The 16,153-nt window shown below is 70.0% G+C and carries 14 protein-coding genes; 3 read left to right on the forward strand and 11 right to left on the reverse strand.

Translation table 11 applies throughout. From position 1 onward, the window contains the following. Positions 1–4: 4 nt before the first annotated feature. The 11 genes from MKI84_RS16710 to MKI84_RS16760 all read right to left on the reverse strand — a co-directional run bounded on the left by MKI84_RS16710 (position 5) and on the right by MKI84_RS16760 (position 13,123). Positions 5–736, reverse strand: coding sequence for a nucleotidyltransferase family protein (locus tag MKI84_RS16710; RefSeq protein ID WP_241621384.1), 732 nt, complete (start codon positions 734–736; stop codon positions 5–7). After that, a complete protein-coding gene (gene tsaE, locus MKI84_RS16715) occupies positions 733–2,598 on the reverse strand; it encodes a tRNA (adenosine(37)-N6)-threonylcarbamoyltransferase complex ATPase subunit type 1 TsaE (RefSeq protein ID WP_342593645.1) in 1,866 nt (621 codons plus the stop codon). The genes MKI84_RS16710 and tsaE overlap by 4 nt, the downstream gene beginning before the upstream one ends. Before the next feature lie 4 nt (positions 2,599–2,602). Then, a complete protein-coding gene (locus MKI84_RS16720; protein ID WP_241621385.1) occupies positions 2,603–5,032 on the reverse strand; it encodes a sensor histidine kinase in 2,430 nt (809 codons plus the stop codon). 289 nt (positions 5,033–5,321) lie between these two features. Continuing rightward, positions 5,322–6,320, reverse strand: coding sequence for a cysteine synthase A (gene cysK, locus MKI84_RS16725; protein ID WP_281063246.1), 999 nt, complete (start codon positions 6,318–6,320; stop codon positions 5,322–5,324). Between the two features lie 116 nt (positions 6,321–6,436). After that, the gene (locus MKI84_RS16730) at positions 6,437–6,880 is read right to left on the reverse strand and encodes an RrF2 family transcriptional regulator (RefSeq protein WP_241621386.1); all 444 of its coding nucleotides are present in this window, start codon (positions 6,878–6,880) and stop codon (positions 6,437–6,439) included. A gap of 9 nt (positions 6,881–6,889) precedes the next feature. Next, a complete protein-coding gene (gene dut / locus MKI84_RS16735; protein ID WP_241621387.1) occupies positions 6,890–7,363 on the reverse strand; it encodes a dUTP diphosphatase in 474 nt (157 codons plus the stop codon). Continuing rightward, positions 7,360–8,622 carry a bifunctional phosphopantothenoylcysteine decarboxylase/phosphopantothenate--cysteine ligase CoaBC gene (coaBC, locus tag MKI84_RS16740; RefSeq protein ID WP_241621388.1) on the reverse strand — a complete coding sequence of 421 codons (1,263 nt, stop codon included), beginning with the start codon at positions 8,620–8,622 and terminating at the stop codon, positions 7,360–7,362. The genes dut and coaBC overlap by 4 nt, the downstream gene beginning before the upstream one ends. 363 nt (positions 8,623–8,985) lie before the next feature. After that, positions 8,986–10,503, reverse strand: a complete 1,518-nt coding sequence (gene ubiB, locus MKI84_RS16745) for a 2-polyprenylphenol 6-hydroxylase (RefSeq protein WP_241621459.1) — start codon at positions 10,501–10,503, stop codon at positions 8,986–8,988. Positions 10,504–10,559: 56 nt separating this feature from the next. Next, positions 10,560–11,348, reverse strand: coding sequence for a bifunctional demethylmenaquinone methyltransferase/2-methoxy-6-polyprenyl-1,4-benzoquinol methylase UbiE (gene ubiE, locus MKI84_RS16750; RefSeq protein WP_241621460.1), 789 nt, complete (start codon positions 11,346–11,348; stop codon positions 10,560–10,562). Between the two features lie 167 nt (positions 11,349–11,515). Next, positions 11,516–12,526: a L,D-transpeptidase gene (locus tag MKI84_RS16755; protein WP_342593647.1), complete on the reverse strand. Its 1,011-nt coding sequence runs from the start codon at positions 12,524–12,526 to the stop codon at positions 11,516–11,518. A gap of 120 nt (positions 12,527–12,646) precedes the next feature. Next, complete coding sequence (locus MKI84_RS16760) at positions 12,647–13,123, reverse strand: hypothetical protein (RefSeq protein ID WP_241621389.1); 477 nt, start codon at positions 13,121–13,123, stop codon at positions 12,647–12,649. A gap of 184 nt (positions 13,124–13,307) precedes the next feature. On the opposite strand from MKI84_RS16760, the gene MKI84_RS16765 reads away from it, so the two are divergent. The 3 genes from MKI84_RS16765 to MKI84_RS16775 all read left to right on the forward strand — a co-directional run bounded on the left by MKI84_RS16765 (position 13,308) and on the right by MKI84_RS16775 (position 16,153). Then, complete coding sequence (locus tag MKI84_RS16765; protein ID WP_241621390.1) at positions 13,308–13,817, forward strand: GNAT family N-acetyltransferase; 510 nt, start codon at positions 13,308–13,310, stop codon at positions 13,815–13,817. A 6-nt stretch (positions 13,818–13,823) separates the two neighbouring features. Next, positions 13,824–14,717 (forward strand): DMT family transporter, encoded by an 894-nt coding sequence (locus MKI84_RS16770; RefSeq protein ID WP_241621391.1) that lies wholly within the window; start codon positions 13,824–13,826, stop codon positions 14,715–14,717. A 197-nt stretch (positions 14,718–14,914) separates the two neighbouring features. Next, complete coding sequence (locus MKI84_RS16775; protein WP_241621392.1) at positions 14,915–16,153, forward strand: ABC transporter substrate-binding protein; 1,239 nt, start codon at positions 14,915–14,917, stop codon at positions 16,151–16,153.

The raw sequence follows: 16,153 nt of genomic DNA on the forward strand, positions 1-16,153 counted from the left end.
GCGCTCAGTCCTTCGAACGGCGGATGGCTTCCTCGGCCTCAAGGATCGCCTCGGGCGTGCCGACATGCATCCACACCCCCTCCATACGCTGGCCGAACAGCCGCCCGGCGTCCGCGGCGCGGGCGAACAGCTTCACCAGCGAGAACGCCCCCTTGGGCGCGCCCTCGAACAGGCGCGGCGACAGTACCGCAGCGCCGGCGAAGACGAAGGGTACCACGTAGCGCTCGGGGCGAAAGGTGAGGCGGCCGTCACGGTCCAGCAGGAAATCGCCGGCGCCGTCATAGCCGATCGAGGTGGCGCCGGCGGCGAGCAGCAGCCGGGCGTCCATGGTGTCGGGATCGAATCCCGCCGCCAGCGCCGGCAGATTGGGGCGGATGCCCTCGATCCAGATCGTATCGGAATTGATCGAGAAGAACGGCGCCTCGCCCAGTTCCGGCAACGCCTTGACGGCGCCGCCCCCGGTATCGAGCAACAGGTCGCGCTCGTCGGAGAAGACGAGGCGCGGGCCGGCGCCGGCACGCTGGCGCCGCAGCAGATGCTGCTCCAGCAGGTCGGCATGATAGTGCAGGTTCACCACCGCCTTTTCGACGCCGGCGCTCGCGAGGCGGTCGAGCACATGGTCGATCAGCGTGCGGCCGTTCACCTCCACCATCGGCTTGGGGCGATGATCGGTGAGCGGGCGCATCCGCGTGCCGAGACCGGCGGCGAACACCATGGCGTTGCGGATGACGGTCATGGTGCGGCCGGCGGGCTGGCGGGGTCGGGCACGGCTTCCTCAGCCGGCGCGGCGGCGAGGACGGGATCGGCGCCGACCACCGGCGCCGGTTCGGCGGCGGGCTCCGGTCCGGACGCGGTGTCGATCACGGGCTCGGTGAGCGGCGCGGGAGATAGCGGGGCGGCAGCCGCGGGGGCCACGGGCGCTGACGTGGGCCCTGCCTCAGCCGGCGGATAGCTGCGAGCGGGAGCCGGGGCGTGGGCGTGGGTATGGGTCCGGGTCTGCGCGTGGGCTTGAGCCTGGGCGCGGAGCGCCTCGACGATGTATTCCGCGCCGGGCACGCCTTCCGGCGGAGGCACATGGGCGGCGAACCACGCCTTGAGCGGGTCGAGCTCGGTAAAGGCGAGGCAGCGCTCCAGATAGGTCCAGATACGCGGAATGTGGCGCAGGTAATGCGGCTTGCCGTCCCGGCGGTTCAGGCGGGCGAAGATGCCGAGAATCTTGGTGGCACGCTGCGCGCCCATCACCGCATAGGAGGCGGCGAAATCGCGCATGTCGAAGGCCGGGTCCACCTGCCGGCGCGCCTTGATGTAGCGGCCGAGCAGGGCAAGCTCCAGCTCCTCGGGCACGTCGACGCGGGCATCCTGCGTCAACGACACCAGATCATAGGCCGCCGGCCCCATCACCGCGTCCTGGAAATCGAGCAGGCCGACGCGGGCGGTGCCCTCGCGCTCCGGCATCCAGATCAAATTGGGCGAATGATAGTCGCGCAGCACCCAGACCGGCTTCTGCGCCAGCGGGCCGGCCAGCGCCTCGCTCCACAGCGCACGGAACTGCTCGCGCAGTTCCGGCGCCGGCGCCGGCACGCCACGATGCGGCAGATACCAGTCGAGCAGCAGTTCCGCCTCGATCAGCAGCGCCTCGATATCGTAATGCGGCAGATGGTGGTCGATTTCCGGGGACACCTGGAGCGTGGCCGGCAGTTCGAGCTGGTGCAGCACCGCGAGCACGTCGGCGGCCGCCTCGTAGCGTTCCGGCACCGGGGCCGACGGCAGCCCCGCCAGCATGCCCTCGTCGCCGAGGTCCTCGATCACCAGCAGGCCCTCATTGAGGTCGGCGGCATAGATGGTGGGCGCGGAAAATCCCCGTATCTTCAACCCGCGCGCCAGCGCGACGAAGGGCTTCACGTCCTCAGCCAGATGCGCGATCTGGCTGTAGGGCTTGCCGCCGCGCACCGGCGGGCCGTCCGGCCGGCGCGGGGCGTTCATCAGCACCGCGTCGCGCTTGGCACCGATCAGACGCTCATAGGTCCGGCTGGAAGCGTCACCCTGAAGATGGCGTCGCCGGGCCGGCCCGAAGCCGGCAAGGTCGATCAGCGCGCGGATCGCCCGCATGCGCCGCAGCGCCTCCGCCAGCCGGCCGTGACCCAGCAGGCGCACGCGGCGGGCATGTTCGGGATTCTGCTCCGGGATCGAGATGGTGATGTCGAGCCGGTTGGCGCCGAGTATCGCCTCGCCGCCGCGCTCGGGCCATTCCACCAGCACCACCGCGCCGTCGGTCTGGTCGGACCAGCCGATTTCCTCCAACTCCTCCGGCTCGCCGAGCCGGTAGAGATCGGCATGAACCACCCGGTGGCGCGGCAGGTCGTAAAGCTGCATCAGCGTGAAGGTCGGGCTCGGCACCTCCAGCTCGTCGTCCTCGGCGAGCGCGCGCACCAGTGCCCGCGCCAGCGTGGTCTTTCCCGCGCCGAGATCGCCGTTGAGCGCCACGATGTCGCCCGGCGCCAGCGTGGCGGCGAGGTCCATGGCGAGGCGGCCGGTCGCCTCCTCGTTGGGGAGCACCACTTCCCAGTGCACCGGCCGGACATTGCGGGTGTCGACCATGGCCCTACTCCGCCGCTACCCGGCTCGCGCCGGCATCGAGGGGAAACGCGCAGGTGACCAGCGTGCCCCCGCCCGGAGCGGGAGAGAGCGTGACCGTGCCGCCATGCAGCGCCATCAGCGAACGCACGATAGACAGGCCGAGCCCGACGCCGCGATGACGCGAGCCGGAGCTGTGGGTCTCGAACCGGTCGAACACCCGCGCGCCGATTTCCGGGGCGATGCCCGGCCCGAGGTCGCGCACATGGAACACCAGCTCGCCCTCGCCGCGTTCGGCCGCCAGCGTGACGGTGGAGCCGGCCGGCGCGAAGCCGACAGCGTTGGAGAGCAGGTTGTAGAGGATCTGCCGCACGCGCTTGGCATCGGCGCGGAAGGTACCGATGCCGGGCGGCACCTCGATGGCGAGCGCGATCCCGCCTTCGGCCAACCGGTCGCGCACGCCCTCCGCCGCCGCCTCCATCGCCGCCCGCACGTCGACCGGGGCAAGGTCGAGCGTCATGGCGCCGGCGTCGATGGTCGCGAGGTCGAGAATGTCATTGATGATGGCGAGCAGCGCGTCGCTGGATTCGGTGATGTGGTTCACATAGGCGCGCTGGCGCTCGTTGAGCGGGCCGATGCCCGTATCGTCGAGAAGCTGCGCGAAGCCGATGATGGTGGTGAGCGGCGAGCGCAGCTCGTAGGAGACGTGGCTGACGAAGGTGCTCTTGAGATGGTCGGCCGCGACCAGCGCCTGGTTGCGGTCGACCAGCGCGCGCTCGACATGCACGCTGTCGCTCACGTCACGCCAGGTCAGCAGCGTGCCGCCATCGGGCAGCGGCTGGCTGGAACCGTCGAGGATCATGCCGTCCGGCCGCTCCATGCGGAAGGCGCGCGGGATGCGCGCCTCGATGCCGGTAACGGCGGCGCGCAGGCGCGTCCATTCCCCCGTGCCGGCGCTGAGCGCGGCGCAGGCCTCCGCCACCGCGTCGATATGGGGATGGCCCTTGAGCAGGCCGGCATCGAGGCCCCACAGGCTGCGGAAGGCGGAGTTGAACAGGCCGAGCCGTCCGTCGGACCGGAACACCGCCACCGCCTCGGCCAGCGCATCCAGCGTCTCGCTCTGAATGCGGGAAAAGGCGTTGAAGCGACTCTCCAGCGCCAGGCGCTCGGTCACCTCGTCGCACAGATAGGTGACGCCGCCCTCCGGGTTCGGCGCGGTGACGACGCGCAGCGTGCGCCCGCCGGGCAGGTGCCACCAGTGCTCGCGCGGCTCGATGGTGCGGTAGGCCTCGTGCAACTCGGCGCGCCAGACCCGGAAATCGGCCTGCTCCGGCAGCCGGCGCGCGGCGCGCAGCCGGTCCAGCACGGCGGTGTCGGTCGGGCGCTCGTCGAGGAAGGCCTCGTCCAGCTCGAACAGGCTGGCATAGGCGGCGTTATGGAACACCAGCTTCTGGTCGGCGCCGAAGATCGCGACCGCCGTGGAGAGCTGGTCCAGCGTGCGGCGATGAGCGCCGATGACCTGGGCGAGATCGGCACGGGCGGTCTCCACCTCGGTGGCGTCGAGCGCGATGCCGGCGGTCCCGCTCTCGGTCCCGCTGCCGGTCGGCACCTCCAGAACGTCGAGCAGGCGGCGCGTACCGGCCACCACCACGGGAAGGCGCGCGGCGAAGCGCCGGCCCTCGGCATGGGCGCGGGCGGCCTGCAGGCGGCTGGACTGGTCGAGCAGCGCCAGCGAGCGGGAGGCGGCGTCGCCGGCATCGCGCGCCTCGACGGCGTGGACATAGGCGAGGTTGCTCCAGCTCAGCCGGCCCTGGGCATCCGCGACCCAGGCCGGGGCGGGCAGCGCGTCGAGCAGGGTTCGCAGCGCGACGAGTTCCACGCTCTGCGCGCGACAGGCCTCGATCAGCCGTGCATGCTCCAGCCGCACGCCGGTGATGTCGCGCAGCCGCAGGATGACGGCGGAGCCGACGGGGCGGCCATCGGCCTCGACATGGCGCCCGTCCTGCGTCACCAGCGAGGCGGCAAGCGGGACGCCGCGGGCGCGCAACTGGTCCACCGCCGCCTCGATCTCGCGTGCCGAAGCGGGCGACAGCCAGCTCCCGAAGGCGAGGATGCGCGTGGGCGCGGCGACGCCGGTGAAGGCACTGGCATTGCCGATGATCTCGGGCTCGACCGCCGGATCGCGCCAGACCACGACGATCTGCGGCTCGGCCATTAGCAGCGCGCGGCCTTCCTCGATCCGCGCTTCCAGCTTGGAGATTTCGCCGAAGGCGAAGGCCTCGCGCTCCAGCGTGCTGCGGCGGAAGCGGACATGGACGATGGCGGTGGTGGCGGCAAAGGCGATGAGGCCGACGATCATGGCGATGCCGGTCAGGGCGCCGGGATCGCTCAGCACCGAAACCACGGGAACCAGCAATTCGCCCTGCGCCTGCGCGCTCGTGGCGGCTACCGGCAGCATGATCGGAATCGCTGTCCACCGGCAGCCGGGAAGACGGCAATAGCGGGCGGCGCGCAGCACGCGGCTCCGCAAACCTTCCTCAGCTCCGCGCCTGCCGGCCGGCTGCGCCATACGCGGCTTTCCCCCTCGCCGAGTGATGTCCTTCGGTCACGCCCCCAGCGCCCGAATCAGTCAGACTTTAGCGAAGCGGGACTCCCACTAGAAGGGTGCTGCGGGAAAACGAAAATGGCCGGGACGAGCCCGGCCACGATCGTGCGGTATTGCATGCCGGCTGACGCCGGCGCGGCGCTCAGAGACCCTCGAACAACGGGGTCGAGAGATAGCGCTCGGCGAAGGAGGGGATGATGACCACGATGGTCTTGCCCTCGTTCTCCGGCCGGGCGCCGACCTCCAGCGCGGCCGCGATCGCCGCGCCCGAGGAGATGCCGACCGGAATGCCCTCCATCCGCGCAATGGCGCGGGCCGTTTCGAAGGAGGTCTGGTTGCCGACCGTCACGACCTCGTCGATCACCGAACGATCCAGAACCTCCGGCACGAAGCCGGGGCCGATGCCCTGGATCTTGTGCGGGCCGGGCTGGCCGCCGGAGAGAACCGGGCTGTCCTCGGGCTCCACCGCGATCATCCGCAGGCCGGGCTTGCGGGGCTTCAACACCTGGCCGAGGCCGGTGATGGTGCCGCCGGTGCCAACGCCGGACACGACGATATCCACCGCGCCGTCCGTGTCGTTCCAGATTTCCTCCGCCGTGGTGCGGCGGTGCACCGCCGGATTGGCGGGGTTGCGGAACTGCTGGGGAATGATGGCGTCGGGCAGTTCCTTCACCAGTTCCTCGGCGCGGTTGACCGCGCCGCGCATGCCCTGCGCCGCCGGGGTCAGCACCAGCTCGGCGCCGAGCAGCGCCAGCATCTTGCGGCGCTCCACCGACATCGATTCCGGCATCACCAGCACCAGCCGATAGCCGCGCGCCGCCGCCACGAAGGCGAGCGCGATGCCGGTATTGCCGGAGGTCGGCTCGACCAGCACGGTCGTCGGCTTGAGCACGCCGGCCTCTTCCATCGCCTCGATCATCGAGACGCCGATGCGGTCCTTGACGCTGGAGAGCGGGTTGAAGAATTCGAGCTTGGCCAGGATCGTCGCCTTCACCCCACGCTCGGCGGGCAGGCGGTTGAGCCGGACCAGGGGCGTGTTGCCCATGGTCTCGGTGATCGAGCCGTAGACGCGGCCACGGCCGGGCTTCTCGGCAGCAGCGGGCGTCGCGCGGGCGGTGTCTGACAGGGCGGTGTCTGACATGGGAACCTCCGGGGAACGGGCGCCACGGCGGGCGCCGTCATCACTTGCAATCAGGCTTTCCCGGCACGCCTAACATATTCACGTACCAATGTCGAGAAAACCTGATATTCACAACATCAAATGGTAAAATCGATACCCTCGGGCATGCCGCGGCGGGCGCTGCCCTGCGCGGCTGCGCGACACAGATCTTCCACCGTCACCCCGTCCAGCGCCGCCTCGAAGGCCCGCTCGGCCTCGGCCACGGCCGGCTGCACCACGTCGCGGACGATCTCGGGAAGGTTGTCGAGCGCCTCGTCGGCCTCCGCCTCCACCACCCGCACGACCTCGGCGACAGTGATGCGCCGGCGCTCGCGGGCGAGCTCATAGCCCCCGCGCGGGCCGCGCACGCCCTTCAGCACGCCGGCATGAACCAGCGCCTGCAGGACGGGTTCGAGATGGCGCGGCGGCAACTCGTGACGGGCGGCCAATGCCTTGGCGGCTACGGGCGTGCCGCGCGCGTGAAGCGCGACGTCGACGACCGCGGCGATGGCGAGCAGGCTCTTGTCGGATAAACGTGGCATGGCTCTTGGCTAGCGCGATATCGCCGCGCCGTCGAGCCCTGTGGAACCGAAACCACCACTTCCCCGTGTTGTTTCTTCCAAATTACCAACGTCGATCAGCTTAATCCGCGTCACCGGCGCCACCACCATCTGCGCGATGCGCTGGCCGCGCTCCAGCGTCACCGGCGAATCGCCGAGATTGATCAGCAGCACCTTCACCTCGCCGCGATAATCGGCGTCCACCGTTCCCGGCGCGTTCAGCACGGTGATCCCGTTCTTCAACGCCAGCCCGGAGCGCGGGCGCACCTGCGCCTCGAAGCCTTCCGGCAGCGCCAGCGCCAGCCCGGTCGGCACCAGCGCGCGGGCGAAGGGGGCGAGCGTCAGCGCCTCGCCTTCCGGCAGCGCCGCGATCAGGTCGAGCCCGGCCGCGCCGGCCGTGGCATAGTCAGGCAGCGGCAGGCCGGCCCCGTGGGGCAGCACCTGCACCGGAACGGTCAGCGTCACGAGGCGCTCTCCACGGATGAGGGATCGAGGGACGGGGCAACGAGCGGGCCGAGATGGGCGGCGATGCGCGCGACCAGCCGACCGGCGACCTCCGCCTTGGACGCGACCGGCCATGGCTCGACCCCGCCCTCGGTGACGAGATGAACCGCATTGCGGTCACCGCCCATCACTCCGCCGGGGATATCGCCGTCCTGCGACACGTCATTGGCGAGGATCCAGTCGCAGCCCTTGCGGGCGCGCTTGGCCTGGGCATGGGCGACCACGTTCTGCGTCTCCGCCGCGAAGCCGACCACAAGGTGGGGCCGGCCGCTCGCCAGCCGGGCGACGCGGGCGAGGATGTCGGGGTTCTCGGTCAGGGCGAGCGCCGGCAGCGCGCCGCCGTCCTTCTTCATCTTCTGCCCGGCCTCCTCAGTGGTGCGCCAGTCGGCGACCGCGGCGGCGAACACGGCGGCGTCCGCCGGCAGCGCCGCCTCGACCGCCGCCAGCATCTGCCGCGCGGTCTCGACACGAACCACGGTGACACCCGCCGGATCGGGCAGGCTGACCGGGCCGGCGATGAGCGTCACCCGCGCGCCCGCGCTGGCGGCGGCGCTCGCGATGGCATGGCCCTGCTTGCCGGACGAACGGTTGGCGATGTAGCGCACCGGGTCGATCGGCTCATGGGTCGGGCCGGACGTCACCAGCACATGGCGCCCCGCGAGCGGGCCGGGCACGGGCGACAGCAGCTTCGCGGCGGCATCGGCGATCTCGGTCGGCTCGGCCATGCGGCCCGGCCCGTCCTCGCCGCGCTCGGCCATCGCCCCGGCATTGGGACCGACAAAGGCGATGCCGTCGGCGGCGAGGCGGGCGACGTTGCGCCGGGTGGCGGGATGGCTCCACATCGCCGGGTTCATGGCCGGCGCCGCCAGCACCTTGCGGGTGGAGGCCAGAAGAATGGCGGAGGCGAGGTCGTCGGCGAGCCCGTTTGCCATCTTCGCCATCAGGTCGGCGGTCGCGGGGGCGACGATGATCAGGTCCGCCTCGCGCGCCAGCCTGATATGACCGATATCCTGCTCCGCCGCGCGGTCGAACAGCTCGGTGAACACCGGGCCATGCGCCAGCGCACCGGCCGCAAGCGGCGTGACGAAATGCTGGGCGCCAGCGGTCATCACCACGCGCACGCTCGCGCCGCGCTCTTTCAGCCGGCGGATCAGGTCGAGGCTCTTATAGGCCGCGATGCCGCCGCCGATGATGAGAAGGATGGTCTTGTCCGCGAGCATGGGGCCGTGCCTGCGCATGAGTTGCTGCGCAGCCTATAACGCAGGGATGAGCCGGGGCACAGGGGCGATGCGGCGGGGAAGGTGCAACTCACTCCGCCAGGTCGGCATAAGGATGGTGGCCGCGCGAGGCGACGACATAAACAATCCCGCCAACCACCAGCACCCCGACCGGCATGATCAGCAGCAGCAGGAAATCCTCGGCGTTCATGGCTCAAGCCCCCCGAGGAGACGTCTCGCCAGGAAATCTAGGGTGATACTGTCCGCAAGACAAATCACGCTGACCGCCGCGACGGAAGCGGCGGAGGCCAAACCGCCATTTTCGTCCGCTCGTTATGAACGAGGCTCATCGCCGCCGCCCCATTCTCAGAAAATGAGATGCGCCGCCAGAAGGCCCGCGATCACCCACAGCGCCGTGCTGACCCAGCGATTGCCGCGCCCTTCCGCGCGGCCGATCTGCTCCACGCTCTCGGGCGCCAGCGCCAGACCGTCGCGGGTCGCCACGTCGAGCTGCGCCACCACACGCTGGGCGTGGCCGACCAGCTCCGGCAGGGTCTGCATGGCGCGGGCCAGCGCGCCGACGCCGTCCGCCACATCCTCGATGCGGCCCACCGGCCCGAGATTGCGCTCGATCCAGCTCCGCACCACCGGCTCGGAGGTCTTCCACATGTCGAGCTGCGGGTCGAGCGAGCGGGCGACGCCCTCGACCACCACCATGGTCTTCTGCAGCAGCAGCAATTCGGGCCGCGTCTTCATGTCGAACAGGCTGGTGACCTCGAACAGCAGGGTCAGCAGCTTGGCCATGGAAATCTGGTCGGCGCGCCGCGAATGGATCGGCTCGCCAATGGCGCGGATCGCCTGCGCGAAATCGTCGACCGAATGATGGGCGGGCACATAGCCGGCCTCGAAATGCACCTCGGCCGTGCGCTTCCAGTCGCGCGTGATGAAGCCGTACAGGATTTCGGCGAGGAAGCGCCGTTCCTTCGGGCCGAGCCGGCCCATGATGCCGCAATCCACCGCCACCAGCCGGCCCTGCGGGTCGACGAAGAGATTGCCCGGATGCATGTCGGCATGGAAGAAGCCGTCGCGCAGCGCGTGGCGCAGGAAGGACTGCATCACCGTGCGCCCCAGCGCCGGCAGGTCGTGCCCGGCCGCCCTGAGCGCGTCCATGTCGTTGAGCTTGACGCCGTCGATCCACTCGGTGGTCAGCACCTCGCGGCCCGTGCGGTCCCAATCCACCGCCGGCACGCGGAAATCACTCTCGCCTTCGGTATTCTGCGCGAGTTCGGCCAGCGCGGAGGCTTCCAGACGCAGGTCCATCTCCATCGCCACCGAGCGCGCCAGCGTGTCGACGATGGCGACGAGCCGCAGCCGGCGGCCTTCCGGCGAGGCACGCTCGCCGAAATGGGCGGCGCGGTAGAAGGAGGACAGATCGATGCGGAAGCGGCGCTGCACGTCGGGACGCAGCACCTTGACCGCGACAGCGCGGCGCTCGCCATCGGTCTCCACCACCTCGCCCTTGTGCACCTGCGCGATCGAAGCGGCGGCGATGGCCGGGCCGAGCACGGCATAGGCCACGCTGGCGGGACGGCCGAGCGAGCGCTGGATCGCCTCCTCCGCCACCGGCATCGGGAAGGCGGGCATGCGATCCTGCAGCACTTCGAGGTCGCGGGCGAGCTTGGGGCCGACCACGTCCGGCCGGGTGGCGAGGAACTGGCCGAGCTTTACATAGGACGGGCCGAGCCGCGACAGGGCGGCCGAAAGCCGCGCGGCGCTGGAGGCCGGGCCGCGTCGCTCGATCAGGCGGGCGAGCGCGAACAGCGGCTCGGAACCCGGCGGCAGCGCGCCGGGATCGATGCGCGACAGCACGCCCTCGCGGGCCATGACATAGCCGGCGCGGGCAAGGCGAAGGAAATCTCCGAACGGGGTCGCCACGCCGGTCAGATCCGCACGGCGGAATGCAGGGCGACGATGCCCCCGGTCAGCGGCGTCCAGTCCACCCGCTTCAGCCCGGCCTCGCGCATGAGCTGGGCGAAGACTTCCGGGGCGGGAAAGCGGCGGATCGATTCGACGAGGTACTGGTAGGACTCGGCGTCGCCCGTGACCATCTTGCCCATGCCGGGGATCAGCTTGAACGAATAGGTGTCGTAGATGGCATCGAGGCCGGGCACGTCGACGCGGGAGAATTCCAGCACCAGACAGCGCCCGCCGGGCTTGAGCACCCGGCGCATCTCGGCGAGCGCCTTGTCCATGCGCGGCACGTTGCGGATGCCGAAGGCGATGGTCACGGCATCGAAGGAGCGGTCGGCGAAAGGCAGTTCTTCGGCATTGGCCTCGACGAACTCCACCCGATCGGCGAGCCCCTTGGCCGCGGCGCGCTCACGACCGACGCCGAGCATGCCGCCATTGATGTCGGCGACCGTGGCGCGGGTGCCGGCGCCGCCGGCCTCCACGGTGCGGAACGAGACGTCACCCGTGCCGCCGGCCACGTCCAGCAGCGCAAAGGGGCGCTCGCTCTTCGGAGGGCGGAGCTTCGAGACCAGCAGGTCCTTCCAGACGCGGTGAAGGCCGAGCGACATCAGGTCGTTCATCACGTCGTAGCGCTTGGCAACGGAGTGGAACACCTCGTCCACCATGCGCTGCTTCTGCGCGAGCGGCACGGTGCGGAAGCCGAAATGGGTGTCGGTGGGCGTACCCGCGCCGTCCGGCGTCACCTGGTCCGGCGTCATCTGGTCCGGGGCGGCGTCGTTCTTCGCCATCGTGCTCGCAGCCATGGTCCGCCCTCTCGATCGAAACGGCGCGGACCATAGCGGAGACGCCACCGCACTGCCAAGCCGGGAGACGGCGGAGCTGGCCCGCTTCGGTGACAGGCCGGCGCGCCGCGTGGGCGGGGATGTCAGATCACCTTCACCACGGTGCCGACGCCGACACGATTATAGAGGTCGATCACGTCCTGGTTGCGCATGCGGAAGCAGCCGGAGGACACCGCCTGCCCGATCGACTCCGGCTCGTTGGAGCCGTGGATGCGGTAGAGCGTGTCGCCGAGATAGAGCGCGCGGGCGCCGAGCGGGTTGTCCTCGCCGCCGGGCATATAGTTCGGCAAATCCGGCCGGCGCTGGATCATTTCCGACGGCGGGCGCCAGTCCGGCCATTCCGCCTTGCGGCTGATTCGCTGCGTGCCGGTCCAGCCGAAGCCCTCGCGACCGACGCCGATGCCGTAGCGCACCGCCGTGCCGTCGCCCTGGACGAGGTAGAGGAAACGCGCGCCGGTATCGACGATGATGGTGCCCCGCGCCTCGCTGGACGTGTAGCGCACCACCTTGCGATTATATTTCGGATCGACACCCTTGGCGCCCGTCGAGGGGCGATAGACCGGGAGCGGGGCGTCGTCCTCGTCATACTCGAAATCATCGGCCTCGACCGCGGCGACCTGCTCGACCGGCGGGCTCGTGTAGACGTCCGGCGCGGGAATGCCGCCGCCGCGGGTCTGGATGGTGATGTTGCCGCGCGGCACAGCGCCATAGACATTCGCCGCGGGTGCGGCGCGATAGGTGCCGCCGCTGCGATAGGTGCCGCCATAACCGCCGCCGACATCCATTGGCGGACGGGGCGCCGTCACGGTCGCGGGCGGGTAGACGTAATTGCCGCCGGGCTGCCAGCCACGGCCGGTCTCCTGCGCGGCGGCCCGACGCTGGGTGCCGCGCGGCGCGGACGCCACGCCCCGGCTGGAGAAGACGCCGTAATTGGAATCGGTGACGCCATAGACGCCCTGCGCGAGGGCCGGCGAGCCGGCAACGCCAAGCCCGATCGCAAGCACGAATCCAAGAGTCGTAATGCCAAGCGGCAACCTGACGAGGCGCCAGGCCCGGGCCACGACGCGGATCGACAGCGAATCAGAATGAGGCATGGCGGACGACACTCCGGCAGTGACGTTACATTAACCACAAGCTGCCCGCCTATGGTTAATTTACCGTTAGTGCCGGTACCGCAATCTGGTGCCGCCGCGAGGTTTCACGCGCCTCGGACGTCAGGAGGTGCAGCGCACGTAGACCATGGTGCCGTAGCGGCCGGAGACTTCCTTGTCGACCCATTTGAGCACCAGCACCTGCCCGTCGAAGCGCAGCACCTCGCGGTCGGTCTCGGCGCCGGCCGGCTCATCCGGCAGACCGATGAAGATCGGGCCGCCGGCGACCTGCTTCGACACTACTTCGGACGGCTGCGACTGGTCGGCCAGATACATCATGAAGCCGCCGGAGGTGCCGGGGCTGATCACGTAGGGCTGGCGGCAGCCCTGCCGGGCCTGCGCCTCGGTGCGCGTCGCGTCCTCCGGCCGGTGATAGGCGGCGAGCCCCCATTTGCCCTCGACCTGCGCCGGCTGGATCGGCGAGGTGAATTGCGGCATGGCAGGCTGCGGCGCCGGGGCCTGCGTGGAGGCGCAACCTGCCGCAAGGGCAGCCAAGACGCCGAGAGCCGACAGGCGCAGGGAACGGGAGAAGACGGTCATTGAGCACTCCGGTACGGGCAGATGCCGGGCGATGGGCGGATCGGCGCGCGCGAACCCGTGGAAACAGATTCGCATGCTGGCATAATGATTGAGCTTTACGCCAGATGGACGCGCGAACATAGTCCGCGCGCGCTCGGTAGTCGACGCGGGCCGGCCCGGTGGCCGGGAATTTATCGTGGTGCCCATGCATATCCGTCCAGCGACCGATGAGGACGGCGACGCCATCGCCGACCTGATCGAAACGGCCTTCGCCGAATATGATGGCTGCCTGTTCGATCGCGCCGCCGAATTTCCCGAGCTCGACGCCATCGCCAGCCATTTCGTCGCGCGCGGCGGCATCATCTGGGTCGCGGAACTGGACGGCGCGGTGGTGGGCTCGCTGGCGCTGTCCCCCAGCCGGGAAGCGGACGCCGCGCCCGGCACGCAGGAAATCACCAAGGTCTATGTGGCGCACGCCGCCCGCCGGCAGGGCATTGCGCGGGCGCTGTTCGAGACCGCGCGAACGGAGGCGATGGCGCGCGGCGCGCCGGAAATCCGGTTGTGGACCGACACCCGCTTTCTCGACGCGCATCGTTTCTATGAAACCTGCGGCTTCCGGCGGGGCGTGGGCGCGCGTGCGCTCCACGACATTTCCGCCACCTGGGAATATCCCTACGCCCTGGCGCTGGTCGCCGCGTCCGTATCGGAAAGCTGATCCGCCATGCCCGCCTTCGTTTCAAGCCCCGCCCTGGCGGCGGTGGCCGGCATCGGCCTGCTCTCGGTCATGGACGGGCTGATCAAACATGTCGCGGCCGATTTCGGCACCGGGCAATTGGTGGTGATGCGCTATGTGTTCGGCTCGCTGGTCGCGTTCATCGTCTTCCGGGCGATGCGCACCCGCTGGCCGGACTGGCGCACGGTCCGCCCCCATGCCTGGCGCTCGGTGGTGGTGGCGGCCACCGCCGTCTGCTTCTTCTACGCGCTCTCGGTACTGCCGCTGGCCGTGGTGCTGGCGCTGTCCTTCACCTCGCCGATCTTCATCGCGCTGTTCGCCGCGCTGCTGCTCGGCGAGCGGCCGGGTGGTGCCGTGCTGGCGGCCCTGACGCTGGGCGTGATCGGCGTCATCGTGGTGTTGTGGGACGAGCTCGCCCGGGCCAACGCCGGGGCAAACGGGCTCGGCATCGCCGCCGCCATCGGCTCGGCCGTCACCTATGCGCTGTCCATGGTGACGCTCAAGAGCCGGGCCGCGCGCGATCCCCTGCCAACCATCGTCCTGCTGCAGAACGCGCTGTCGGGGCTGCTGGTCGCCCCGCTCGGGCTCATGGGCTGGAGCACGCCCTCGGCGACGGAACTCGCCCTGTTCGCACTGATCGGGCTGCTCGGCACCGCCGGCCATCTGTGCATGGCCTGGGCTTATGGGCGCGCCGATGCCAGCCGGCTCGGCGTGCTGGAATATACCGCCTTCGTCTGGGCGGTCGCGATCGGCCTGTTCGCCTTTGGCGAGGTGCCCTCGGTGAGCACGCTCAGCGGGGCGGCGCTGATCGTCGGCGGCGCGCTGCTGGCCTCGCGCCACCCCGCCACGATCAAGGAGCCCGAGATCGAGATCGGGCCGTGACGCGGCTCGCAACGCCGGCCCCTTGGCGCCTTCGTCGCACCAACACGGGCGCGAAGTGGGTGGACGCGGCCTCGTCCCGCTATAGTTTAGCCCACACCGGCGACCCGATGCCGCCCGCCGCCCCGATACTCGCCCGCACCACGCTTACCTGCATAACGCGCGCCTTTGCGACGCTCGAATCCCAGCGGAGACCTGCCATGCGCCGATCCTTCCTCCCGCGCGGCCCCATCCTGCGGGCGGCTCTCGGCCCGCTGTGCGCGGTCGCGCTTGCCCTCGGCCTCCCGGTTACCGGCGCGCGGGCGGCCGAGCCGATCCGCATCGGCGAGATGAACAGCTACAAGGCGCAGCCCGCCTTCCTCGCGCCCTACCGCAAAGGGATGGAGCTGGCGGTGGATCAGATCAATGCCGCAGGCGGCATTGGCGGACGCCCGCTCGAACTCATCATCCGCGACGATGGCGGCAATCCCGGCGATGCCATCCGCGTCGCCGAGGAACTGATCACCCGCGAGAAGGTCGACGTGCTCGCCGGCACCTTCCTGTCCCATGTCGGGCTGGCGGTGGCGGGCTTCGCCGACAAGCGCAAGGTGTTCTTCCTCGCCGCCGAGCCGCTGACCGACAAGATCACCTGGTCCGACGGCAACCGCTACACCTTCCGCCTGCGACCCTCGACCTACATGCAGGTCGCGATGCTGATGCCGGCGGCGGTGGAGAAGAAGGCGAAGCGCTGGGCCATCGTCTATCCGAACTATGAATACGGCCAGTCCGCCGCCGCCACCTTCAAGGAGAAGCTGAAGGCGGCACAACCCGATGTCGAATTCGTCGCCGAGCAGGCCACCCCGCTCGGCAAGCTCGATGCCGGCCCGGTGGTGCAGGCGCTGGCGGACGCCAGGCCCGACGCGGTGTTCAACGTGCTGTTCGGGCCGGACCTCGCCAAATTCGTGCGTGAGATGAATGCCCGCGAGGCGCTGAAGGACACGTTCTTCGTCTCGCTGCTGTCGGGCGAGCCGGAATATCTCGACCCGCTGAAGGGCGAGGCGCCGGTCGGCTGGGTGGTGACCGGCTATCCCTGGTACGACATCCCGACGCCCGCGCATCAGGCCTTTCTCGATGCCTATCAGAAGGCGTATGGCGAGCCCCCGCGCCTTGGCTCGATCGTGGGTTACACCGCGATCACCTCTCTGGCCGCCGGGCTGAAGAAGGCCGGGAGCACCGATCCCGAAAAGCTGGTCGCCGCCTTCGAGGGGCTCGATGTGGTCGGCCCGTTCGGCCCGTTCCAGTACCGCGCCAGCGACCATCAGGCGACCATGGGCGCCTTTGTCGGCCCGATCGGCCTCAAGGACGGCATGGGCGTGATGCTCGATCCCGTCTATGTCGACGGGCTGAGCGTGCTGCCCTCCGACGACGAGGTGAAGAAACTGCGGCCGGCCGCGCGCTGA

This window comes from Ancylobacter gelatini (assembly GCF_022601675.1).
GTDB classification, from domain to species: Bacteria; Pseudomonadota; Alphaproteobacteria; order Rhizobiales; family Xanthobacteraceae; genus Ancylobacter; species Ancylobacter gelatini.